This is a genomic window from Luteibacter sp. 1214 (assembly GCF_031455395.1).
GTDB lineage: Bacteria > Pseudomonadota > Gammaproteobacteria > Xanthomonadales > Rhodanobacteraceae > Luteibacter > Luteibacter mycovicinus.
Map to the genome: position 1 here is coordinate 114,249 of NZ_JAVDSQ010000008.1, position 23,999 is coordinate 138,247.

Below are 23,999 nucleotides of genomic sequence, written 5' to 3' on the forward strand. Positions count from 1 at the left end.
AGGAAATTATTTCGTTCAGGCGCGGCGACCGCCTGCCTAGCATCCGGCAGGTTTTTCGTTTCGATGGTCCAGCATGCCCACTCCGATCACCTGCGTCGCCGACCTTCGGGATCTCGCCCGCAAACGTGTGCCTCGCGCGTTTTTCGACTACGACGACCGCGGCTCTTATGAAGAAGTGACGCTGCGCGACAACCGCGCCATCTTCGACCGCATCCACCTGCGCCAGCGCGTCATGATCGATGTCGATCGCCGTGATCTGACCACCGAAGTGATCGGCCAGCCGCTGTCCGTGCCGCTGGCGATCGCGCCGACCGGCCTCACCGGCCTGACGCACGGCTCGGGTGAGATCCTCGCCGCCCGCGCGGCGGCGGCCGCGGGCATTCCCTTCTGCCTGAGCACCATGTCGATCTGCTCGGTCGAACAGGTCGCCGCGGCGGTGAAGGACCCGTTCTGGTTTCAGATCTACGTGATGCGCGACCGGGGCTTTACCAGATCGCTGATCACCCGTGCCCGCGAGGCGGGCTGCTCCGCGCTGATGGTGACCGCCGACCTGCAGATCCAGGGTCAGCGCCATCGCGAGATCAAGAACGGCATGACGGTGCCGCCGAAGCTGACGATGCGCAACCTCGTCGACATCCTCGGCAAGCCACGCTGGGTGAGCGGCGTCCTGTCCGCGCCGAGTCGCTCGTTCGGCAATCTGGCCGGGCAGATCGACGGGGCGGATGGCCTCACTACCCTCGCGCAGTGGATCGGCAACCAGTTCGATCCGCGACTGACCTGGGACGACATCGGCTGGATCCGCGACCTGTGGCCGGGCAAGCTGATCCTCAAAGGGATCATGGAGCCCGATGACGCACGCGCAGCGGTCAAGGCGGGCGTCGACGCGATCGTCGTCTCCAACCATGGCGGGCGGCAGCTCGATGGCGCCGTCGCTTCCGCTTACGCCCTGCCCCGTGTCGTCGACGCCGTCGGCAACGACATCGAGGTCCTTTTCGACGGCGGCATCCAGACCGGCCAGGCGCTTCTGAAATCGCTGGCCCTCGGCGCGCGCGTCGGCCTCATCGGCAAGGCCTTTCTCTACGGCCTCGGTGCCATGGGCCAGGAAGGCGTGACCAGGGTGATCGAGATTCTGCGGCGCGAGCTGGATGTCAGCATGGCGCTGACCGGCAACACCTCGGTGCGCGCCCTCGATCGTTCCATTCTTCTCGACGAACGCGGTGAGCCCTGGCTCCCGCTTCGCCCCACCGCTTGAACACCCCGCGCCGCATGGCGCGCGTACCCAAGGAAACGACATGAGCAGCAGCTACCAGAATTACATCGGCGGACGGTTCGTCAGCGACTCGTCCGATGGCAGCGTCGAGGTCACCAACCCGGCGACGCAGGCCGTGCTCGGCCATGTGCCGGAAGCCTCCGCCGGTACCGTGGCCTCCGCCGTGGACGCCGCGCGCAAGGCGCAGCCGGCGTGGTCGAAGCTGCCCGCCATCCAGCGCGCCAATGCACTGCGCGCGATCTCGGCCAAGGTGCGCCAGCATCGCGAGCGCCTGGCCGCGCTGATCGTCGCCGAACAAGGCAAGACGCAGGGTCTCGCCGCGGTAGAGGTCGACTTCACCGCCGACTACATCGATTACATGGCCGAATGGGCGCGCCGTCTCGAAGGCGAGGTGCTCACCAGCGACCGCCCGGGCGAAAGCATTTTTCTGCTGCGCAAGCCGATCGGCGTCGTCGCCGGCATCCTGCCATGGAACTTCCCGTTCTTCCTGATCGCCCGCAAGATGGCTCCCGCACTGGTCACCGGCAATACCGTGGTGATCAAGCCCAGCGAAGAAACGCCGCTCAATGCGTTCGAGTTCGCGAAGCTGGTCGCGGAGACCGACCTGCCCGAGGGCGTGTTCAACCTCATCGGCGGCACCGGCGCCAAGGCCGGTGCGGCACTGACCGACAACCCGGGCGTCGGCCTGATCAGCTTCACCGGCAGCGTCGAGACCGGCAGCCGCATCATGCAGACGGCGGGCAAGCACCTCACCCGCGTGAACCTGGAACTGGGCGGCAAGGCGCCGGCGATCGTGCTGGCCGATGCCGACCTCGACCTCGCCGCGAAGGCCATCACCGATTCGCGAGTGATCAACACCGGACAGGTGTGCAACTGCGCCGAGCGCGTCTACGTCGACCGCAAGGTCGCCGACGAATTCGTCGAGAAGCTTCGCCGGAACATGGTCGCCACGACCTATGGCGATCCCGGCGCGGATGCATCCGTCGGCATGGGCCCGCTGATCAACAAGGCAGGCCTGGACAAGGTACGCGGTGCGGTCGAGCGAGCCGTCGCCGCGGGCAACGAAGTGATCACGGGCGGCAAGGTCGCCGACCTCGGCCAGGGCTTCCATTACGAACCGACCGTGCTGATTGCGAAAGACAACGATCAGGAAATCATCCGTAAGGAGACCTTCGGTCCGGTCCTGCCGATCGTGCTGGTCGACGGTCTGGAACAGGCGGTCGCCTACTCCAACGACTCCGACTACGGCCTTACCTCGTCGCTGTATACGCGCGATCTCAACAGCGCCTTCCGTGGTGTGCGCGATCTCGAATTCGGCGAAACGTACGTCAACCGCGAAAACTTCGAAGCCATGCAGGGCTTCCACGCCGGTCGTCGCAAGTCGGGCATCGGCGGCGCCGACGGCAAGCACGGCCTTTACGAATACACCGAAACGCACGTCGTCTACATCCAGCACGACTGATGGCGCGACACACGAGGGGAGACACCATGAAACCAGCAAGCGGAAAGCCAGCCCGGTTCCTGACGATGACGACGGCACTCGCCCTCGCCCTCGTCGGCGGGTCCACCACTTTTGCCCAGGATGCCGCCAGGGAACCGGCCGCCGTCGACGGCGCGCGCATCGTCAATGCCGACAAGGAACCCGGCAACTGGATGACCACCGGACGCACGTACGACGAGCAGCGCTACAGCCCGTTGAAGCAGATCACCGACAAGAACGTCGACAAGCTCGGCCTGGCATGGACGTACAAGATCGACATCGATCGCGGCGTCGAGGCGACACCCATCGTCGTCGACGGTGTGATGTACACCACGGGCCCCTTCTCCATCGTTTACGCGCTGGACGCGAAGACCGGCCAGCTGAAATGGAAGTACGACCCGAAGTCGGACCGTGCACGCGCAGGCGAAGCCTGCTGCGACGCGGTGAACCGCGGTGTGGCCGTGTGGAATGGCAAGGTCTACGTGGGCGTGCTCGACGGCCGCCTCGAGGCGATCGACGCGAAGACCGGCACGAAGGTCTGGTCGGTCGATACGCGCTACGACACCACGCGAAGCATCTCGATCACCGGCGCGCCACGCATCGTCGAAGGCAAGGTGATCATCGGCAACGGTGGCGCCGAGTACGGGACGCGCGGCTACATCACCGCGTACGACGCCGAGACCGGCAAGCAGGACTGGCGCTTCTGGACGGTACCGGGCGATCCGGACAAGCCGGCCGAGAACAAGGCGATGGAAATCGCCCGTCCGACGTGGACCGGTCGTGCGTTCGTCACGCAGGGTGGCGGCGGTACCGTATGGGATTCGATGTCGTACGACCCCGAACTGAAGCTGCTCTACATCGGCGTGGGCAACGCGTCGTCGTGGAATCCGAAGTTCCGCAGCGAAGGCAAGGGCGACAACCTGTTCCTGTCGTCCATCGTGGCGATCCATGTGGACACCGGCGAGTACGCCTGGCACTACCAGACCACCCCGGGCGACGCCTGGGACTTCACGGCGACCGCGCACATCATCCTTGCCGACATAAAGATCGACGGCAAAGTGCGCAAGGTGGCCATGCAGTCGCCGAAGAACGGCTACTTCTACGTCATCGATCGCACCAACGGCAAGCTGCTGTCGGCGAAGAACATCATCCCGCTCAGCTGGTCCAGTGGTGTCGACATGAAGACCGGTCGTCCGAAGGTCAATCAAAGCGCCGAATACTGGAAGGATCCGGAACACAAGCCGCACCTGGTACAGCCCGCGTTCTGGGGCGCGCACGACTGGCAGCCGATGTCGTACAGCCCGGATACGGGTCTGGTCTACATCCCGACGCACATCATGTCGGCGTACTACCAGGATCTGGCTAAGGAACCGCCGCGTCGCAAGTTCAAGAGCGCCTATCAGCTCGGTGCGGATGCCGGCATGGTGCCCGAGGCGGAGAAGGAGCTGCGCGAACTGGCCAATACCTGGAGCGGCAAGCTCACCGCCTGGGACCCGAAGACGCAGAAGATGGTCTGGGAAGTCCCGTACAAGACGATCTTCAACGGTGGCGTGCTGTCCACCGCGGGCAACCTCGTCTTCGAAGGCACCGCCGACGGTCGCGTCGTGGCGTACTCCGCCGACAAGGGTAAAAAACTCTGGGAGCAGCCGGCCAACACGGGCGTCATGGCCGCACCGATCACCTATACGGTGGACGGCGAGCAGTACGTGACCTTCATGGTCGGCTGGGGCGGCGCGTTCTCCACCTTCGAAGGCGGCATCTCGCTCAACGCCGGTGTGCTGCCTAACGCACAGGTCCTAACCTACAAGCTAGGCGGCACCGCCAAGCTGCCGGACTTCAAGTACAAGTACGCCGACCACAAGCTCGATCCGCCGCCTCTCACGGGCACACCGGAACAGATCGCCGAAGGCCAGAAGGCGTTCGGTGCCAACTGCTCGCAGTGCCACGGCATCAACGCGGTCTCCGGCGGCGTGCTGCCCGACCTGCGCCTCCTGTCGAAGGAAAACCACGCGCGCTTCGCCGCCATCGTCTACGGCGCCCGCGTCATGGACGGCATGCCCTCGTTCGCCGACGGCCTCACCATGCAGCAGGTGGAAGAAGTGCATCAGTACCTGATCAAGCGGGCCCACGACCTGAAGGACTCGCCGACCAGGGAACCGCGCGCCGCGCAACAGCCGTAATAAATCCCGGGGATCGCGCCCCACGCGCGATTCCCCTTGATCGGTAGGAGCGCGCCCTGCGCGCGATGCCTTTCCACACGGAAAAGCATCGCGCGCGGGGCGCGCTCCTACATTTGGGTCATCGCGGTTAAGGCCTCTGCGCCTCCACACAGACCTCCCGCAACCACGCGATAAACGCACCTCGCGCCTCGTCGGGCTCCGCCACGCGGTGCCAGCACAGGTGATAGGCATACGCCGGTTCCGCTTCGATCGCGAACAGCTTGATCAGCTTGCCGTTCTGCAGATGACGCCGCGCAAGACTCCGCCGCACGAGCGCCACCCCATGACCATTCAGCGCCGCCTCCATCAACATGCCGAGGTCCATCAGCCGATGGCCGTCCGTCGGTTCGGCGGTATCGCCCTGCCCCGTCTCGGTGCGGGCGGCACGCATCCATGGCCCCCAAGGCTCGAGCGGACAGCGCAGCAGGATCGCGCGACGGATCATGTCGGCCGGCGAGTCGAAACGAATCTGCGCGAGGTAAGCCGGACTCGCCACGGGGAAAACCGTCTCGCTGGTGAGGCGCTCACTGTCCACGCCCTCGAAGCGTCCGTCACCGAAGCGCACTTCCACATCCCAACCCGGCGCCGTGATGTCGAGATACGGGATGGACGGCATCAGCTCGAGCTCGATGTCCGGATACCGCTGAGTGAAAGCATGCAGGTGCGGGACGAGAAGGTCGCGCCCGAACGTCGGTGGCGTGGCGACACGCAGCCGTCGACGTGATGATGAATCGCGGCGGTGATACGCGGAGCGCGTCAGCAGACCGAGCGCGACGTTGACCTGCTCGAGGTATTCGCGGCCGATAGCGGTGGGCTCGACGCCGCGGCCTGTACGCGAAAGCATCTTTACACCGAGTAGGGACTCGAGTCCGGCGACGCGTTTGGCGACGGCGCTGGGCGTGACTGCCAGCTCGTAACTCGCGCGTTCGAAAGAGCCTAATCGTGCGGCGGCTTCCAGCGCCCTCAGATGCGCCGTCGAAGGCAGACGTACGTTGTTCTGTTCGAGTGAGTGCAGCCGGTGATCGAGCCCGTCGTTCGACGGACGGCGTGGAAAATTCATCCGCGGGCCTCTGTTTTTCAGAAGGTCACATTAGCAGCGTACGCAAGGAATTGAAGATCAGCGCGCCCACGTTGCCAGCAGCGCTGCGACGTCGCGACGGAGCATTCGCGTCTGGAGGTCACGACGGAGTTCCAGCGGAAGTCGAAAAAGGTATCGGTGGTCCGGGAGTTCACGGCTGCGCCAGTGGCTGGTACGGCCACAACGAAAAAAGGCGCCCCCGTGAGGGACGCCTTTTCGAATAATGGTCGGGGTGGCGAGATTCGAACTCGCGACCACTACACCCCCAGCGTAGTGCGCTACCAGGCTGCGCTACACCCCGACGAGCAAACGATTGTAACAGCAACGCCGCGATCTGCGGAAGCGGGTCAGCGACGAAGCAGGGTCAGGACTTCTTCGAGCTCCAGGCGGACCTGGCGGACGATCTGGTGCGACATGCTCGCTTCCATACGGGCCTGGGGGCCCTCGAGGCGGGCGCGCGCACCGGTAATGGTGAAACCTTCGTCGTACAGCAGCGAGCGGATCTGGCGGATCATCAGCACGTCGTGACGCTGGTAGTAGCGGCGGTTGCCGCGACGCTTGACGGGCTTCAGGGCCGGAAATTCCTGCTCCCAGTAGCGAAGGACATGCGGCTTGACGCCGCAAAGCTCGCTTACTTCACCGATGGTGAAGTAGCGCTTCGCCGGGATCGCCGGAAGTTCGGTGTTATTCCCTGGATCCAGCATAGCCCTCGACTCTTACCTTGAGTTTCTGGCCAGGACGGAAGGTGACGACCCGCCGGGCAGAGATGGGAATTTCTTCGCCGGTCTTGGGATTGCGACCCGGCCGCTGATTTTTCTGACGCAGATCGAAATTGCCGAAGCCCGACAACTTGACCTGCTCGCCCCGCTCGAGAGCTTCACGAACGACTTCGAAGTACGCGTCAACGAACTCTTTGGCCTCACGCTTGTTGAGACCTACGTCGAGGAAAAGCCGCTCGGCCATTTCCGCCTTGGTCAGCGCCATCTTATCCTCGCAATCTTGCCTTGCATGTCTTCTCCAATGCCCCCACCGCTTCTGCCACACGAGCGTCGGCATCTTCGTCGGTAAGGGTGCGTGAAGCGTCCTGTAAAATCAAGCCCATAGCGAGACTCTTTCGCCCTTCGTCGATCCCTTTCCCGGCGTATCGGTCGAACAGGCGGATCTCACGCAGGACCTCGCCGAGGGCGCCACGAACGGCTGCCTCGACGGCCGACCAGGAGACGTCGTCAGGCAGTTCGACCGCGATATCACGACGCACGGCGGGGAACCGGGCCACGCGCGCCGCGCTGGGCAGGCGTCGGGCCAGTACCGGCTCGAGGGCCAGCTCCATCACATGAACATCCGGACCGAGATCCAGGGCCTTCGCGAGTGCCGGGTGCAGGGCACCTAAGTAACCGGCCGGCAGTCCGTCGCGAAGTACGCGTGCGCCACGCCCGGGATGCAGCCAGGACGGCAGATCGTCAGTGTCGACCGACCAGCGGGCCGGCTCACCCGTGTGAGCGATCAGCGCGTCGAGGTCACCCTTGAGGTCGAAGAAGTCGACCGTGCGGGACGCTTCGCCCCACTGCTCCGCCCGTGCATTGCCTGAAGCGACGACGGCCACCCGGCCGATCTCGTCCGGGGCACCGCCCGTCGCGTGGAAGCTGCGCGCCACTTCGAACAGACGAACGCGCTCCTGCTGGCGGGCACGATTGTGACGCAGCGCTTCGACCAGACCCGGCAACAGCGAGGTACGCATGACGGCGAGGTCGGCCGACAGCGGATTGGCGAGCGGTACCCAGGCGTGATCCACGCCCCAGATCTTCAGGAGGTCGGCGCTGAGGAACGAGAGCGTGACCGCCTCGAAATAGCCACGCGCGGCCAGCTGGTCGCGCAGCGCCATCTCGCTCAGGCGCGCTTCCGGCTCGGACCGCAGGGCGATCTGACCGGCGGGGATATGGGTCGGGATGCGCTCGTAGCCATGAATACGGGCGACCTCTTCGATCAGGTCCTCCTCGCGCTCGATGTCGAAGCGGCTGCTCGGTGGCGTGACTTTCCAGCCGTCCGCGATTTCCTCGACGCCCATGCCCAGCGCGGTGAAGATGCGGGTCACTTCGGCGGCGGCGACATCGATACCGAGGATGCGACGCAGACGCGCATGACGGAGAACGATAGGCGCGTGCTCGCGCAGGTCTTCGAGTCGCTCGGCGACCGTCACCGGACCGGCCTGGCCGCCGGCAATCTGCAGCAGCAGTTCGGTGGCGCGTTCCATCGCACGCTTCGGCAGGGCCGGGTCGACACCGCGTTCGTAGCGATGCGAGGCATCCGTATGGAGGCCGAGCTTGCGTGCGCGACCCATGATGGCCGACGGCGCGAAGTGCGCAGCCTCGAGAAAAATATTGCGCGTGGCATCGGTGACGCGCGAGTCGAAACCGCCCATGACACCGGCGACGGCAAGCGGCGCCGCCTCGTCGGCGATGACGACGAACGACGGGTCGAGCTTCGCGTCGCTGCCATCCAGCAGCTTCAGAGTCTCGCCCTGCCCCGCATGACGGACGACGATCGAGCCCGTCAGCTTGTCGTTGTCGAACGCATGCATCGGATGACCGAGCTCGAGCATCACGTACTGAGTGACGTCGACCACCGCGCTGATCGGCCGGATACCCGCGCGGCGCAGACGCTCCGCCATCCACAACGGCGACGCCGTGCTCGCGTCGATACCTTCGATGATGCGACCGAGGTAGCGCGGCGCGTCGGCACCGGCTTCGAGACGGACCGGACGCGTGGCGCTCGCGGTGACGGCGACGTCGCCCACACCGATCGCTTTGACGCGGCTGCCGAAAAGCGCCGCCACATCGTGCGCCAGACCGTTGAGGCCGAGTACGTCCGGACGGTTCGGCGTGATCTTGAGTTCGATGCTGGCGTCGGGCAGACCGAGGTATTCCGCCAGCGGCTTGCCGACCGGCGCATCGGCCGGCAGTTCGAGCAGACCGGAGGCATCCGCATCGAGGCGAAGCTCTTTCGCCGAGCAGAGCATGCCGAACGACTCGACGCCGCGCAGCGTGGCCGCCTTGATGTGCACGTCGCCGGGCAGCGTGCTGCCGACAGTGGCCAGCGGTACGCGGATACCCGCGCGCGCGTTCGGCGCGCCGCAGACGATCTGCACCAGCTCACCCGTGCCGGCGTCGACCTTGCATACCTGCAGGCGATCGGCTTCGGGATGTTTGGTGGCTTCGACGATCCTGGCGACGACCACGCCGTCGAGACCATCACCCAACTCGGTGACTTCCTCGACTTCCAGGCCGGACATGGTGAGTGCGTGAACCAGCGCCGCGCGATCCGCGTCGATGTCGACCAGCTCACGCAGCCAGTTTTCGGAGAATTTCATGGGAGCGACTCTCTAATCCGGAGGGCTATCAGGCGAACTGACGGAGGAAGCGCAGGTCGTTCTCGAAGAACGCGCGCAGATCGCCCACGCCGTAACGCAGCATCGCGAAACGCTCGACGCCGAGACCGAAGGCGAAACCCGTGTAGCGCTCCGGATCGATGCCGCAGTTCTTCAGCACGGTCGGGTGGACCATGCCGCAGCCCAGCACTTCGAGCCAGCGCGTGGAGCCGTCTTCAGCGTCCCAGCGGATGTCCACTTCGGCCGAGGGCTCGGTGAAGGGGAAGTAGCTCGGACGGAAGCGCATCTCGAAATCGCGCTCGAAGAACGCGCGGATGAATTCGGCCAGGGTGCCCTTCAGGTCGGCGAAGCTGGAGGTCTCGTCGACCAGCAGACCTTCGATCTGGTGGAACATCGGCGAATGGGTCTGGTCGGAATCGCTGCGATAGACCTTGCCCGGGGCGATGATGCGGATCGGCGGCTGGCGCCCCTGCATCGAACGGATCTGCACCGGCGAGGTATGCGTACGCAGCAGGCGACCGTCACCGAAATAGAAGGTGTCGTGCATCGCGCGCGCGGGATGGTGCGGCGGGAAGTTCAGCGCCTCGAAGTTATGCCAGTCGTCCTCGATCTCGGGACCGTCGGCACGCTGGTAACCGAGACGACCGAAGATATCGGCGATGCGCTCGAGCGCGCGGGTGATCGGGTGGATGCCACCGTACTCGCCGTCGCGCCCCGGGAGGCTGACGTCGATTCGCTCGGAAGCGAGGCGGCGATCCAGTTCGGCCTGTTCCAGAGCCTGCTTGCGCGCGGCAATGGCGTCCGTGAGACGCTCCTTGACCCGGTTGACTTCGGCGCCACGCGCCTTGCGCTCGTCACCCGACAACTGACCCAGGGCTTTCAGCGCGGCGGTCACCGCACCGTTCTTTCCCAGCAGGGCGACACGCACGGCATCCAGCGCCTCGAGGGAGGCCGCCGACTCGATGTCGCGCAGGGAGGCGTCGATATGCTCGATCGATTCCATCGGTTTTCCTGACTTTTTCGAGGCACACAAAAAAGTGTGGGGAGAAGGCAAGGCCTTCTCCCCACGTCATCCATCTTCGCGCGATAAGACTACCGCGCGTTTAAAGCGGATTACGCAGCCAGACTGGCCTTGGCCTTCTCTGCGATCGCGCCAAACGCCTTGATGTCGTGCACGGCGAGGTCGGCGAGGACCTTACGGTCGACGGCGATCTCGGCCTTGGCCAGGCCGTTGATCAGGCGGCTGTAGGACAGACCGAACTGACGGGCGGCGGCGTTGATACGCACGATCCACAGCGCGCGGAACTGACGCTTACGCTGCTTGCGGCCGATGTAGGCGTACTGACCAGCCTTGATGACGGCCTGGTTGGCTACGCGGAAGACCTTGCGACGGGCGTTGTAATAACCCTTTGCACGGCCGAGGATTTTCTTGTGACGACGACGGGCGGTAACGCCACGCTTAACACGAGCCATGGTTCAACCCTCCCTTAGAGATACGGCAACATGCGAGCTACACCCTTGGTGTCGCACGCTTTGACGTGGTTGGGAGCGCGCAGGCCGCGCTTACGCTTGGTCGACTTCTTCGTCAGGATATGCGACTTGAAGGCGTGACCGGCTTTGAACTTGCCGGATGCGGTCTTGCGAAAACGCTTCGCTGCCGCCCGGTTGGTCTTGATCTTGGGCATCGGAATGCTCCGTATTCGGTGACTGACTGATCCGGCGGCAAGCCCTTGCGGGACAAGCACTTTCCTTCCTGCCGGGTACGGTGATTCGGCCCATCCATACGGGCCGAGCCGGCGATCATACATGAATTCAAACGAAAAAGGGCGCCGGAGCGCCCTTCTCGTTCGATCAGATCTTTTTCTTCGGTCCGATCATCATGACCATCTGGCGGCCTTCGAGGCGGGGGAAGGACTCCACCACACCGTCTTCGCCGATGTCCGTCTGGACCCGGCGGGCCAGATTCTGACCGAGGTCCTGATGGGACATTTCACGACCGCGGAAGCGGATCGTGACCTTGACCTTGTCGCCTTCTTCCAGGAATTCGCGCATCTTGCGCAGCTTGATCTGGTAGTCGCCCTCGTCGGTGACGGGACGGAACTTCACTTCCTTGATCTCTACCTGCTTCTGCTTCTTCTTGGCAGCCGAGGCCTTCTTCTGGGCTTCGAACTTGAACTTGCCGTAATCCATGATCTTGCAGACCGGCGGATCGCCGTTCGGTTGGATTTCGACGAGATCCATGCCCAGCTCTTCAGCGGCCTTGATGGCGTCATCAGTCCGCATGATTCCGAGCTGCTCGCCTTCCGCGCCAAGCACGCGGACCTGCGGGACACGGATGTCTCTGTTCTTGCGATTGCCCTTGTTATCGGTCGTAGCGATACCGCTATCCTCCAGAAGAATGATCCAAATACCGGACCCCCGCTCAGCGGCGGGTCTCGGCTTCCAAACGTTCGACGAACTGGGCCACGGTCATGCTGCCGAGGTCCTCGCCGCCGCGGGTACGTACGGAGATGGTACCCGTTTCTTTCTCGCGATCACCGACCACGATCAGATAAGGCACCTTCTGCAACGTGTGCTCGCGGATTTTATATCCGACTTTTTCGTTGCGCAAATCGGAGTTTACCCTGAACCCTTGTCCGACAAGGGCTTGGACCACGTCCTGCACGTAATCGGCCTGAGCGTCCGTAATGCTGAACGCAACTGCCTGAATGGGGGCGAGCCAGGTCGGAAGCAAGCCCGCGTGGTGCTCGATCAGGATGCCGATGAATCGCTCCATCGAGCCGACGATGGCCCGGTGCAGCATGACCGGGTGCTGGCGCTGGCTGTTCTCGTCCACGTACTCGGCGCCGAGACGCTCGGGCATCATGAAATCGACCTGCATCGTGCCCACCTGCCAGGCGCGGCCGATGGAGTCCTTCATGTGGTACTCGATCTTGGGACCGTAGAAGGCGCCCTCACCCGGCAGTTCCTCCCACTCGACGCCAGCCGCCTGCAGGGCCGCCCGCAGGGCGTGCTCGGCCTTGTCCCAGACCTCGTCGGCACCGATGCGCTTGTCGGGACGCAGGGCGATCTTCATGGCGATGTCGCTGAACCCGAAGTCCTCGTAGACCTTCATGGCCTGGGCGTGGAAGGCCGCGACTTCGCCCTCGATCTGCGCCGGGGTGCAGAAGATGTGGCCGTCGTCCTGCGTGAAGGCACGCACGCGCATGATGCCGTGCAGCGCGCCCGAGGGCTCATTGCGGTGACAGCCGCCGAACTCGCCGTAGCGGATAGGCAGGTCGCGGTAGCTGTGCAGGTTGGTGTTGAAGATCTGGATGTGGCCCGGGCAGTTCATGGGCTTCAGGGCGTACGTGCGCTTCTCCGACTCGGTGAAGAACATGTTTTCCTGGTAGTTGTCCCAGTGGCCGGACTTCTTCCACAGGCTGACGTCCATGATCTGCGGTCCACGGACTTCCTGATAACCGCTCTTCTTGTACACGCCGCGGACGTACTGCTCGACGGCCTGCCAGATCGCCCACCCCTTCGGGTGCCAGAAGATCATGCCCGGCGCCTCTTCCTGCATGTGGAAGAGGTCGAGCTGCTTGCCGATGCGGCGGTGGTCGCGCTTTTCGGCTTCCTCCAGTTGCAGCAGGTAGGCCTTGAGGTCCTTGTCGTTCAGCCACGACGTACCGTAGATGCGCGTCAGCATCTCGTTGTTGGAATCGCCGCGCCAGTAGGCGCCAGCGACCTTCATCAGCTTGAACGCGCGGAGCTTGCCCGTGTTGGACACGTGCGGCCCGCGGCAGAGATCGGTGAACTCACCCTGCGTGTAGAGCGAAAGCTCTTCGTTCGCCGGGATGCTCTCGATGATCTGGGCTTTGTACTCTTCACCCAGGCCGCGAAAGAACGTGATCGCCTCGTCGCGGCTCTTGACCGAGCGCGTGACCGGAATCTGTTCCTTGACGATCTTTTCCATCTCGGCCTGGATCGTCTCCAGGTCGTCCGGCGTAAACGGGCGCTCGTAGGCGAAGTCGTAGAAGAAGCCGTTGTCGATGACCGGGCCGATCGTGACCTGCGCGCCGGGGAACAGGCGCTGCACGGCCTGACCCAGAAGGTGGGCCGTGGAGTGACGCAGGATATCCAGCGCCTCGGGGCTCTTTTCGGTGACGATCTCGAGGGCGGCGTCGTGATCGATCGTGAAGCTGGCATCGACCAGCTTGCCGTCGACCTTGCCCGCGAGGGTGGCCTTGGCGAGGCCGGCACCGATCGAGGCGGCGACGTCCTGCACGGATACGGGGTGATCGAACGGGCGCTGGCTGCCGTCGGGTAGCGTGATCTGGATCATGAATGCGAATTCCGGACAAACAAAAAGGGCGCCATGCGCCCTTCGACAATGACGAAGACGTGGCGGGGGGGTCAGATTGAAGAGCGCGTAGTCCGCATGTCGCACACTCGGCCAGCGTTGCCGCGGGCCACCTCGTCGGTTGGATACCCGTAAAAGCTAGATCAGGGGCGCTGCCGTGTCAATCCGGGCGTCCGCTACAATGGTCAACTCGCTCCACTGGCAGGACATCCCCATGCGCATCCTGGTCACCGGCACCGCCGGCTTCGTCGGCTCGGCCCTCGCCGAGCGCCTCCTTGCGCGCGGCGATACCGTGCTGGGATTCGACAATCACAACGATTACTACGACCCGGGCCTGAAAGAGGCACGCGTCGCCCGTTTCGTGGATCACCCGAATTACACCCATGTCCGCGCCGACCTCGCCGGGCAGGCGGCCGTGGACAAGGCTTTCGCGGAGTTCCAGCCCGAGCGCGTGGTCAACCTGGCCGCGCAGGCCGGCGTGCGTTATTCGCTGACCCACCCGCATGCTTACGTGCAGAGCAACCTGGTCGGCTTCGTCAACATCCTCGAGGCCTGCCGTCGCCACGCCGTGGGGCATCTGGTCTATGCCTCGTCCAGTTCGGTGTACGGCGCGAACCGGAAGATGCCGTTCGCCGTCGAGGATGCCGTGGACCATCCGGTCAGCCTTTACGCCGCCACCAAAAAATCCAACGAGCTGATGGCGCATACCTATAGCCATCTCTTCGGATTGCCCACGACGGGCCTGCGCTTCTTCACCGTGTATGGCCCATGGGGTCGTCCGGATATGTCGCCGATCCTCTTCGCCAACCGCATCGTGCGCGGCGAGGCGATCGACGTGTTCAATCACGGAAATCACAGCCGCGATTTCACTTACATCGACGATATCGTCGAGGGGGTCATCCGTACGCTGGACCATCCGGCGCAGCCTGACCCCACCTACGATCCCGTGGATCCGCATGCGGGAAGTTCGGCGGCTCCGTATCGCGTCTACAACCTGGGCAACGATGAGCCCGTGCAGCTGCTCGATTTCATCGGCCTGCTGGAGAAGCACCTCGGGCGGACGGTGGAGAAGCGACTGTTGCCGATGCAGCCGGGCGATGTACCGGATACCTGGGCCGACGTATCGGCGATTCGCCGGGATGTGGGTTACGCACCATCGACGTCGATCGACGAGGGGCTGCGGAAGTTCGCCGAGTGGTACAAGGACTTTTACAAGGTCGGATGATCAGATAAGACGACGCAACAGTCCGGAAGCGCGGCGGGTCTTGCGAGCGATGGCATAGCCGAGGATGTCGGCCGATGCCAGCAGGGTGAATGCCTTCCGCGCCCGCGTCACACCGGTGTAGACGAGTTCGCGCGTGAGCACGGGGGACGGTTCGGGCGGCAAAGCGAGCGCGGAATGCTCGAATTCCGAGCCCTGCGATTTGTGCACGGTCATGGCGAATACCGTATCGACAGCGGAGAGGCGGCTCGGAACCACGAAACGGATGCGCTCGCCCGCCTGCTCGTCCGCGACGGAGAACGCCACGCGCAACGCCATGGCGCCCTGCCCGTCCGGCACCCAGAGCGTCACACCCACGTCGCCGTTCATGAGGCCCAGCGCGTAGTCGTTGCGCGTCACCATGACGGGACGGCCTTCGTACCAGCCCGTGACGGCATCGATCAGGCCACGCTCGAGCAGGCCTCTGGCGATACGTTCGTTTTGTGCGTCGACCCCGGTGTCGCCATGGCGGGTAGCGCACAGCAGCTGAAAGCGCGCGTACGCCGCGAGTGCTCCGGCTCCCCACGCCTCGAAATCACCGAACGCCGCATCGAGCGCAGGCCGTCGCTTTTCGATCCAGTCCAGATAATGCCGGTATCCCGGTGCCTGCCCGCGCCCCTCGATGGCCAGGCTGGCGATGGCGGACGTCGATGGCGGAAGCATCGCGACATCACCCGACGCGGCGGAAAAACTGGCCATCGCGCCGGCCATCTCACCCCGATTTATCCCGAGCGCCAGTGCGCCGATGCCACTGTCCGCACCAAAGCGGCGACTGCGACGAAGCATGGTGACCTGCTGGTCGAGCGGCCGGGCGTCGTCTTCGACGGTCCAGGCGGTGACGTCCACACCGGCCACCTCGCTCAACCACTCGCGCGTACGCTCGTCGTAGTGCCCGCGGTCGGCGCGTGCGCAGAGGTCGCCGAGGACGGCGCCCGCCTCCACCGACGAGAGCTGATCCTTGTCGCCCAGAAGAATGAGGCGCGCCTGCGGAGGCAAGGCATCGAGCGTTGCCGCCATCATTTCGAGGTCGATCATCGATGCCTCGTCGATGACGAGCACATCGAGGTGAAGCGGATTATCGGCATCGTGGCGGAACCGCCGACTGTCCGGACGACTGCCCAGCAGACGATGCAAGGTCGTCACTTCCGCGGGGATCGCCTGCTTCACCGCCTCATCGACCCGCAACTGCTCGATCTGCAGGGCAATGGACGCGTTCAGTCGCGCCGCCGCCTTGCCTGTCGGCGCCGCCAGACGAATACGCAGGCGCGGCTGACCGGCGCGATGCGCGATCGTCTGGAGCAGCCCGAGCAAGCGGATGACCGTCGTGGTCTTGCCGGTGCCCGGCCCACCCGTGATGACGGCAAATGCGGCGCGCGCCGCGATGGCACACGCGATTTTCTGCCAGTCGGGACCGTCGTCACCGGCGGGGAACAGCCGGTCCAGTTCCCCGGCCAGATCGTCCGGGACCGCCACACGCGTTAGACGACTCATGATCGATTCGGCCACCCGCGCTTCGTCACGCCAGAAACGGCGCAGGTAGAGCAGGTGTCCATCGAGCACCAGCGGTGCGGCCGGATCGCCTTCGGGCCCCGCCACCAGCGGCGACATGGCGAGCGCGGCTTCGACGCCCGTCAGCGCGTCGCCGCCTTCCGCCCAGTCGCGTACGTCGACGCAGATATGTCCGTCGCCGAGCTCGCGACTTACCAGCGCAGCCGCCAGGAGGACCCGGCGGTCACCCTCCGGGTCCAGCGTGAGGAGAAAACGCGCGAAAGCACGATCGACCGGCCGGAGGCGGCCTTCCGCCACCCCGGTGTCGAGCCAGCCGATGGCGTCGACCAGACTGACCTCGGTCGTCATGCGACGCCTCCTTCGAAAAGCGCATCCAGTGCGTCGATCATGACCCGGGGCGGCCGTTCGACGTGCACACCGTGACCTCGGCCGTCCACGCCCCGCAGGTACAGATAGACCGCTCCGCCGACGTGGGTGTCGTAGTCGTAGACGTCGCCGAGGCGCGCACGCAGCTGGCGATGCAGGGCAAGGAGATAGAGCGCGTATTGCAGTTCGTAGCGCGCGTCGAGAATGGAGCGACGCATGGCCTCGGGCGTGTATGACGCCTCATCCGGCCCCAGCCAGTTGGACTTGTAATCGGCGACGTACCAGCGCCCCTGGTGTTCGACGATGAGATCGATAAAGCCCTTGAGCATGCCATTGACGCGGTCGGCGGCGAGCGCGGGACGGGCCGCGCCTCCCAGCGTATGCGTCCGGACGATGCGGTCCAGTGCGAGGGTATCGACACCCTTCGCCTCGAACAGGAACTCGAGTTCCGCGCGATAACGGGCGGGGTCGTCAAGCGCACCCAGCGTCAGTGAACCCCCGTCCGGCAGCGCAAGCGGCGTGGCCAGCAACACGAGCAACCAGTCGGTCAGAAGGTCGATGGCATGCGACCAGCCACGCCGCTCGCAACGACGCGCGACCATGTCGCGCAGGCGCGCGGGATCGGCGGCAATCGTGGCGAAGCCTTCTTCAGCGATCCATTCGAGCAGGTCGTGGAGAAAGGTGCCGGCTTCCGCGCCGCGCTCGAACCCGTGGATGCCCCCGCCCGCGACCGGGGCCGGCACCGCCATCGGCTCGGCCGTGTATTCGACGATGACGTCGTCGGTGGCCGTTTCCGGAGCGATGATCTCATCTTCCGCGTGTCGCAGCGCGCTGTAGCTTGCGATCCACCAGCGCTCCGCGCGCGTGGCGCGCGCCGTCCGTGCAGGCAGGGGACGCTCGACCCGCGAGGGCGGTGTGTAAGGACGATCCTCGGGCGCGGGCATATAGTCGACGCTGATGAAGGGCTTGCCGTCGGCAAGGCGGCGCAACAGCCCTTCGATGGCGCCGTTGTCGATTTCAGCGCCGCCCGTCAGCAGGTGCCCCAGCGCCGCCTTGTGCAGCTGAGGCTTCTTCGCCGCCTGATGACTGACCGGCGCGACGCCGACCCAGCAGGCGTGGCGGGCACGCGTCAGGGCGACGTAGAGCAGGCGAAGGTCCTCCTGCAGCGCGGCGCGCTCGGCGGCGTCCTTCGCATCACGCACGGAATCACCGGCCCCTTCCTGACTGGCCGAGAGCAACTCGAGCTGCGCGCCGGTGCCGTCGTGATAGCGGTAGCCCTGCCCGGCCCGGACGCCCGCGGCGGCGGCGGCGGCGAAAGGCAGGAATACCAGGGGGTACTCGAGACCTTTCGACTTGTGAATGGTGACGACCTTGACCAGATCGTCGTCGCTTTCCAGCCGCACGATCTGATCGTCCCCGGAGTGCGTCGAGGTATCGGCGATACGTTCGGCCAGATGGCGAATCAGTGCCTGCTCGCCGTCGATGGTCGACGACGCCTGCTGGAGCAACTCCGCCAGGTGGAGCAGATTGGTCAGACTTCGCTCGCCGCCCCGTTTTGAAAGCAGTCGTGCCGGCAGGTCGAAGACGTGCAGGAACCGGTGCAGCATGGCAAGCACGCCGCCACGTCGCCACGTCTCCCGCAACTCGAACAGTTGCTGGCCGCGATGTTCCCAGTGCCGCTCGTCGACGTTGAGCCGTTCCAGTTCGCCATAGCCCAGGTCGAGGCTGCGCGTGGCCAGCGCGGCGCGCATGGCCGTGTCCGATGACGGCTCCGCCACAGCCCGCAACCAGAGAACGACGTCATGGGCTTCGATGCCTTCGAGGACGGAATCGCGATCGGAAAGGAACACGCTGCGAACGTTACGTGCGGACAGCGCATCGCGGATTTCGGCCGCTTCGTTGTGACTGCGCACGAGGACGGCGATATCGGCCGGCTTCAAGGGCGTGAGCACACCCTCGCCACCGACGAACCCGCAGTCGCCGCGCTCCGCGGCCGTCAGCAGATCGACGATACGGGTAGCGCACGCGCCAGCCATCTGCTCGCGATAGATCCGGACGCCTACCGGTTGTTCGTCGTCGAGCAGCCAGACCTGGAGTGCGGCGGGTGTCGCACCATCGACGACGAAGCGCTCCGCACGGCCACGCGCCCGCACCGGCACAAAGGGCAGACCCCGGTCGGCGAAGTGGAAAGCGCCCGTCGCGTGCGCTTCCGCGTGGCCGAACACGGCGTTGACCGCCGCCACCATGCCCTCGCTGGAACGGTGGTTCGTATCCAGGCTGTAGTGTGGCGCGATCGCCTCCGCACGCGCGGCCAGATACGTCTGGATGTCGGCGCCGCGGAATGCATAGATCGCCTGTTTGGGGTCGCCGATGAGCAGCAGACCCGTCTCTTCCCGGACAGCGTAAATGCCGCGGAATATCCGGTATTGCAGCGGGTCGGTATCCTGAAACTCGTCGATCAGCGCCAGGGGAAACTGGCGGGCGATGGTGTCGGCGACACCGGCGCCGGCGTCCGATGCGAGTGCCTGATCGAGGCGCAGCAGCAGGTCGTCGAATCCGATCTGCGCGCGACGGCGCTTCTGCGCGGCGAAGCGCTCGCGCACCCAGACGAGGGCATCCGCCAGCACGAGGTGTCTGATGCTGACCTTGCCTGCCTGCCACTCCTGCCAGTGCTCCAGCGCCGCGAAAGCCGGGTGTTCCGGCCGGCTCTTACCCTTGCCGGTGGCCCGGCCAAGGCGCGTTACCGAATAACGGGCGATATCGAAGTCGGCCCGCTCCGCGCCTTCGGCCCAGCGCCGCATGGCGGCGAGATCGGCAGGCATGCGGTCGGGCTTGTACCAGCCGTTATGCAGAATCTTGTCGCGCACGGCATCGACGATGATGGATTCGATGCGTTCGCGATCCGCCAGCCAGCTGCGCGCGGCCTCCTCGTTCCGACGCCGGTCTTCCTCGTCCCACGCCGCGCGCTCGGCCAGCGCGGCATCGGTATCGCCACCAGGCGCGAGCACCTCACCATTGACGCGCAAGGTCGCCTCGCCACCGAACAACAGCGGTCGCAGCGCACGGGCGAGCGCATCGGGGGTACGCCACTCTTCCAGAATCGGCGCGAGCCGGGCCTCGTCGAGAGGATAGAACGCCTTGCGCCAGTAATCGCGAACGCACTCGGCGAGCAGCTCGCTTTCGTCAGGCTCGAGCGTCTGCGCGAAGGCGTGACCGCTGCCGAACGCGTGCTGCACCAGCATGCGCTGGCTCCAGCCGTGGATGGTGAAGATCGCCGCCTCGTCCATCCACTGGGCCGCGAGGTCGAGCCGACGCGCGCAGGCGCCGTGCAGATCCGGCGCGTACGCCTCCAGCAATTCGCCGAGAAAAGGCTCCGCCGCGTGTCCCGTGCGGAACGCGGCCGCGGCCTCGACGAGACGCGCCCGGATACGCTCACGCAGTTCCTGCGTCGCGGCCTCGGTAAACGTGACGACCAGAATCTGTGGTGGAAGCAAAGGCTGCGCCAGTCCGTGACCGAGCACCGCGCGCACGTAAAGCGCAGCGATCGTCCAGGTCTTGCCGGTGCCGGCGCTCGCCTCGATCAGGCGTACCCCGTCCAGGGGCATCGAGAGGGGCCGCAGGGGCTGAATATCGATGCTCACGACCGATCCACCCGCAACAGACCGAGAAGATCGCGGTAGGGCTGCAACCAGCCAGAGAAGCCCGCCTGCGCCAGGGCATCGAAGTTCGGCCAGGCACGTGTCAGATAGGGGTCGCCGTCGACTTCGCCGCGCGCGCGATCGTGTACGCCGTCATAGGCGGTTCGTGCCGCCTGCGGGGCACCGTCCTCCGGCGCGGAAAGCGCCGCGATCGCCGTGCGCGCGGCGACCGGCAAGGGCGTGCGCATGCCTTCGCGCCAGGCGTTCACCAGGGTGTGCAGCATCGCGGTGGCAGGATCGAGCGGGACGGGAGCGAGGACGATCGTCGCGTCCGGTCCGACATACCGCGTCTCGACGGCCAGACCCGCTGCCTGCGCCACGAGGTGATCGATCCAGGGCATGACCAGCCGGTGCGCACGCGGGCTGCCGTCCACATCCAGCACGTTCGACGGCGACAGGAGAAACGACGCGAGGTCGCCCTGCGCGTTCGCGCGCAGATCGGCGAGCCAGTCCTCGATGACCACGCCATCCACTTCGACACGAATCTCGCGTTTACCGGCATCGACCGGCCATGCGCGGCGCTCGGTGACGAACCTGCCGAAGACCGCGGAGGCCGCCGCCGTCAGATCCCTGCGCACGGGCGCGGCAAAGGCCCCCATCGGCAACAGGCCGCTGCGTTGAAGACGCGACGCGGCGGCATTGATCGCACCCGTGGCGTCACGCTCATCGTGGAGGGCTGCACGCAGCAACGTATCGGTCATGCCGAAGCGCCCGAGCGCATCAACCGCAAACGGCTCCAGGTCATCGCCCGCGACGTCCGCCAGTTCGAACCGCACGCCCAGCCTTGCCTGGAAAAACTCTCTGACCGGATGACGAAGAAACCGGCGAAGCACCGCCAGGCCGACCGGACGCTCGACCGCCAGAGCGGGAAGTTCGACATGGTCCGCATGCGGCGCCGCATCGTGCGCCTGACGCCATTCGCTGGCGTAGGTGAACAACCGCGCATCGCCCTCGCGAAAGTAGGCGCGACTGAACGGCTGCAGCGGGTGCTCGACGGAGAGCCGGTTCAGCAGGGTCTCCCCGACGGACGACGCGCGCCAGGCCGTGGCCAGGTAGTCGCGCAGCTGGCCCACCAGCACCGAGGGCGCGCGCTCGCTGTTGTCGCGGGCGCTGCGCGCCACCCAACCGATGTGCAACGCATCGCGTGCCGAAAGCAACGCTTCGAGAAACAGGTAACGATCGTCCTCGCGCCGCGACCGGTCGCCGGGGCGCCAGGCGCCGGCGCGCGACATCAGGTCGAAGTCCATCGGCGGCCGCGCGCGCGGGTAGTCGCCGTCGTTCATGCCGAGCAGACAGACCACGCGAAACGGAATGGCGCGCATCGGCATCAGGGTGCCGAAGCTCACCGCGCCAGCGAGGAATCGCTTCGACAGGCCGGCATCGTCGAATTGCCCGAGCCAGGCCTCGCGAACGACGTCCACCGGGAGCGCCTCGTCGAAAGCGGCTTCGGCGCACGCACCCTCCCATACGTCCAGGGCGTCGAGCAGGCGCTCGACAAGTTTCGCATCGTCGGCATCGGACCGGTCGAAGAAGTCGTCCAGAAGCTGGCGCAGGCGTGTGGCCCACACCGTCGGCGGTGCGGGATCCGCCATGTGACGCCAGTGACGGCCGAGCGCGTCGAGCAGGTCGGCAAGCGGGCCCACGAGCGCCGCGTCGAGACCGCCCACCTCGTCGAACGGCTCGATGTCGCCCCATGCCTCGCCGGCACCGACCGCGTAGCCCAGGAGCATGCGACGCAACCCGAACGTCCACGTGTTCTGCCCGAGCGCCGGCAAACCCAGTGAACCACGCTGGGCGGCGTCCAGTCCCCAGCGAATCCCCGCGCCCTCGATCCAGCGGTGAAGCAACGGCAGGTGGTCTTCCTTCAATCCGAAACGGCGACGCACCGACGGAACGTCGAGCAGGTCGGCCATCTCCCCTGCCGCGAAGCGCGACTCGGTCATGCCCATGAGCATGTCGAGCGCCATCACGAGGGGAACGGTGCCGCGCGCCGCCCGATCGGCGACGCTGAAGGGTATGAAGCGCGGATCGTCGCGAGGCACGCGCCCGAAGACCGCATCGATATGCGGGCCATAGGTTTCGATGTCGGGCACCATCACGATGACGTCGCGGGGCAGAATGGGATCGCCCCGGTCCGCCGACGCCTCGAAACGCGCGAGCAGCTGATCGTGAAGGATCTCCACTTCGCGCTGGGGACCGTGAGCGAGATGGAAAACGATGGACGTGTCGTCCGTCGCGACGGGTCGCGGTTCGGCCGGTAGCGGCTCGAGGTCGAGAATCGCTGCCTGCACCTGGCCGAGCAAGGTGTCGGAGGCAGGCTCGGCGAACAGGTCGATCCGCTGATCCCACGCCGTGAAGCGCTCACGGTAACTTTCGGGATGATCGAATTCATCAAGGAGACGAATGTAATCCCGGCCCTGCTTGCCCCAGGCGGCCAGCAGCGGATTGGCGTACAGATGCATGTCGGCGTCGGACGGCAGAGCCGGCATGCCCGGCTTCGCTTCCTGCCGGCGACGCTCGGCGCGAAGGAGCTCGCGGTCGTCGACGATATCGGCCCAGTAGTGCCGACAGGGGTTCATGACCACAAGAACGACCTGCGACCAGCGCGCCAGTGCGGAAAGCGCTTCGAGCGTCTGCCGCGGCAGCGTGGACATGCCGAATACGACGATGCGCCGCGGAAGCGCCGAAGGCCTCTCGCTCGCGGCGGCCACGGCGCGCAGGAATCGCTCATGCACCGCGGCGCGATGACCGTCGGCCTCCCCCGGCCCTACATCGTCGAGCAGGCGACGCCAGAGCAGGGCCTGCCACCGATCGCCCTCGGCCATCGCCGGCGCCGCGCCACGCGCGTCACGCAGCACATCGCGTCCAGCGGCCCAGTCGTCGAGCCAGTCGGCGCGATACACCTGATAGCCGTCATAGAGATCGGCGAGTCGCTCGGCGAGCTGGTGGCATTTGCGCGCGTCGCCATCCGAACCAAGGAATGCGGCCAGGGGCGCGAACCCGTCCTCGCCCGCCAGCGACGGCAGCAGCCGCATCAGTCGCCAGACGAGCCGCGACTTGTCGAATGGGGATTCGGGCGGTACCGCGTCCTTGCCGAGCACGGCGCGATACGCCACCCATAGGAAACGACCCGGCAACTGCACGTTGACGGCGGCGGCGATTCCGAGGCCACCGTCTTCGACCGCGCGCGCCAGCGCCAGACGGAACCATTGCGCGATACCGTTGGACTGGACGAGGACCCACTCGTCTTCCAGTGGGCGCAACGGTGCACGGCGAAGCCACGCGACCAGAACGTCACGCAGCTCTTCCAGTCGGTTGCCATGAAGGACCATGAGGCCCGGGGCGACGTCGTTCCCTGCGCTCAAGGTCGGACTCCGGTGAACAAGGGGGC

General features: G+C 65.6%; 16 protein-coding genes and 1 tRNA gene. 4 read left to right on the plus strand and 13 right to left on the minus strand.

The annotated features are described in order from the left end of the window. The first annotated feature begins 73 nt into the window (after positions 1–73). The 3 genes from J2X57_RS17065 to J2X57_RS17075 are packed head-to-tail and all read left to right on the plus strand — an operon-like array spanning position 74 to position 4,930. A complete protein-coding gene (locus J2X57_RS17065; protein WP_309868932.1) occupies positions 74–1,252 on the plus strand; it encodes an alpha-hydroxy acid oxidase in 1,179 nt (392 codons plus the stop codon). 40 nt (positions 1,253–1,292) lie between these two features. Continuing rightward, complete coding sequence (gene aldA, locus J2X57_RS17070; RefSeq protein ID WP_043692954.1) at positions 1,293–2,732, plus strand: aldehyde dehydrogenase; 1,440 nt, start codon at positions 1,293–1,295, stop codon at positions 2,730–2,732. 26 nt (positions 2,733–2,758) lie between these two features. Further along, complete coding sequence (locus J2X57_RS17075) at positions 2,759–4,930, plus strand: PQQ-dependent dehydrogenase, methanol/ethanol family (protein ID WP_309868935.1); 2,172 nt, start codon at positions 2,759–2,761, stop codon at positions 4,928–4,930. A 127-nt stretch (positions 4,931–5,057) separates the two neighbouring features. On the opposite strand, the gene J2X57_RS17080 is transcribed toward J2X57_RS17075, so the two are convergent. From J2X57_RS17080 to thrS, 10 genes are all read right to left on the minus strand, one after another. Beyond that, complete coding sequence (locus J2X57_RS17080) at positions 5,058–6,029, minus strand: LysR substrate-binding domain-containing protein (RefSeq protein ID WP_081996472.1); 972 nt, start codon at positions 6,027–6,029, stop codon at positions 5,058–5,060. Between the two features lie 242 nt (positions 6,030–6,271). Further along, positions 6,272–6,348 (minus strand) — tRNA-Pro (locus tag J2X57_RS17085). A 46-nt stretch (positions 6,349–6,394) separates the two neighbouring features. Next, positions 6,395–6,751, minus strand: a complete 357-nt coding sequence (locus tag J2X57_RS17090; protein WP_036114913.1) for a MerR family transcriptional regulator — start codon at positions 6,749–6,751, stop codon at positions 6,395–6,397. Next, entirely contained in the window at positions 6,732–7,031 is a 300-nt protein-coding gene (ihfA, locus tag J2X57_RS17095; RefSeq protein WP_036114917.1) for an integration host factor subunit alpha, read from the minus strand. Before ihfA ends, J2X57_RS17090 begins: the two co-directional genes overlap by 20 nt. Before the next feature lies 1 nt (position 7,032). Then, entirely contained in the window at positions 7,033–9,414 is a 2,382-nt protein-coding gene (gene pheT / locus J2X57_RS17100) for a phenylalanine--tRNA ligase subunit beta (protein WP_309868940.1), read from the minus strand. Between the two features lie 28 nt (positions 9,415–9,442). Further along, positions 9,443–10,435, minus strand: a complete 993-nt coding sequence (pheS, locus tag J2X57_RS17105; RefSeq protein ID WP_079520860.1) for a phenylalanine--tRNA ligase subunit alpha — start codon at positions 10,433–10,435, stop codon at positions 9,443–9,445. Positions 10,436–10,545: 110 nt separating this feature from the next. Beyond that, positions 10,546–10,905: a 50S ribosomal protein L20 gene (rplT, locus tag J2X57_RS17110; protein WP_036114926.1), complete on the minus strand. Its 360-nt coding sequence runs from the start codon at positions 10,903–10,905 to the stop codon at positions 10,546–10,548. A gap of 14 nt (positions 10,906–10,919) precedes the next feature. Then, complete coding sequence (rpmI, locus tag J2X57_RS17115) at positions 10,920–11,117, minus strand: 50S ribosomal protein L35 (protein ID WP_036114929.1); 198 nt, start codon at positions 11,115–11,117, stop codon at positions 10,920–10,922. A gap of 166 nt (positions 11,118–11,283) precedes the next feature. Continuing rightward, positions 11,284–11,811, minus strand: a complete 528-nt coding sequence (infC, locus tag J2X57_RS17120) for a translation initiation factor IF-3 (RefSeq protein ID WP_303048752.1) — start codon at positions 11,809–11,811, stop codon at positions 11,284–11,286. A 43-nt stretch (positions 11,812–11,854) separates the two neighbouring features. Continuing rightward, entirely contained in the window at positions 11,855–13,756 is a 1,902-nt protein-coding gene (gene thrS / locus J2X57_RS17125; protein ID WP_309868944.1) for a threonine--tRNA ligase, read from the minus strand. A gap of 232 nt (positions 13,757–13,988) precedes the next feature. Between thrS and J2X57_RS17130 the strand changes: the two genes are divergently transcribed. Next, positions 13,989–14,999: an NAD-dependent epimerase gene (locus tag J2X57_RS17130; RefSeq protein WP_079520924.1), complete on the plus strand. Its 1,011-nt coding sequence runs from the start codon at positions 13,989–13,991 to the stop codon at positions 14,997–14,999. On the opposite strand, the gene recD is transcribed toward J2X57_RS17130, so the two are convergent. Genes recD through recC form a run of 3 tightly spaced genes read right to left on the minus strand, consistent with a single transcriptional unit; the run spans position 15,000 to position 23,973 of the window. Beyond that, positions 15,000–16,892: an exodeoxyribonuclease V subunit alpha gene (recD, locus tag J2X57_RS17135; protein WP_309868945.1), complete on the minus strand. Its 1,893-nt coding sequence runs from the start codon at positions 16,890–16,892 to the stop codon at positions 15,000–15,002. It abuts the gene before it with no gap. Next, positions 16,889–20,551, minus strand: coding sequence for an exodeoxyribonuclease V subunit beta (recB, locus tag J2X57_RS17140; RefSeq protein WP_309868947.1), 3,663 nt, complete (start codon positions 20,549–20,551; stop codon positions 16,889–16,891). Before recB ends, recD begins: the two co-directional genes overlap by 4 nt. After that, on the minus strand, positions 20,548–23,973 hold the full coding sequence (recC, locus tag J2X57_RS17145) for an exodeoxyribonuclease V subunit gamma (RefSeq protein WP_309868948.1): 3,426 nt from the start codon (positions 23,971–23,973) through the stop codon (positions 20,548–20,550). The genes recB and recC overlap by 4 nt, the downstream gene beginning before the upstream one ends. Positions 23,974–23,999: the final 26 nt, after the last annotated feature.

Excerpts from the sequence above, each read along its gene's own strand:
- J2X57_RS17065 (WP_309868932.1), top strand. The coding sequence starts at position 74 with ATGCCCACTCCGATCACCTGCGTCGCCGACCTTCGGGATCTCGCCCGC.
- aldA (WP_043692954.1), top strand. The coding sequence starts at position 1,293 with ATGAGCAGCAGCTACCAGAATTACATCGGCGGACGGTTCGTCAGCGAC.
- J2X57_RS17075 (WP_309868935.1), top strand. The coding sequence starts at position 2,759 with ATGAAACCAGCAAGCGGAAAGCCAGCCCGGTTCCTGACGATGACGACG.
- J2X57_RS17080 (WP_081996472.1), bottom strand. The coding sequence starts at position 6,029 with ATGAATTTTCCACGCCGTCCGTCGAACGACGGGCTCGATCACCGGCTG.
- J2X57_RS17090 (WP_036114913.1), bottom strand. The coding sequence starts at position 6,751 with ATGCTGGATCCAGGGAATAACACCGAACTTCCGGCGATCCCGGCGAAG.
- ihfA (WP_036114917.1), bottom strand. The coding sequence starts at position 7,031 with ATGGCGCTGACCAAGGCGGAAATGGCCGAGCGGCTTTTCCTCGACGTA.
- pheT (WP_309868940.1), bottom strand. The coding sequence starts at position 9,414 with ATGAAATTCTCCGAAAACTGGCTGCGTGAGCTGGTCGACATCGACGCG.
- pheS (WP_079520860.1), bottom strand. The coding sequence starts at position 10,435 with ATGGAATCGATCGAGCATATCGACGCCTCCCTGCGCGACATCGAGTCG.
- rplT (WP_036114926.1), bottom strand. The coding sequence starts at position 10,905 with ATGGCTCGTGTTAAGCGTGGCGTTACCGCCCGTCGTCGTCACAAGAAA.
- rpmI (WP_036114929.1), bottom strand. The coding sequence starts at position 11,117 with ATGCCCAAGATCAAGACCAACCGGGCGGCAGCGAAGCGTTTTCGCAAG.
- thrS (WP_309868944.1), bottom strand. The coding sequence starts at position 13,756 with ATGATCCAGATCACGCTACCCGACGGCAGCCAGCGCCCGTTCGATCAC.
- J2X57_RS17130 (WP_079520924.1), top strand. The coding sequence starts at position 13,989 with ATGCGCATCCTGGTCACCGGCACCGCCGGCTTCGTCGGCTCGGCCCTC.
- recD (WP_309868945.1), bottom strand. The coding sequence starts at position 16,892 with ATGACGACCGAGGTCAGTCTGGTCGACGCCATCGGCTGGCTCGACACC.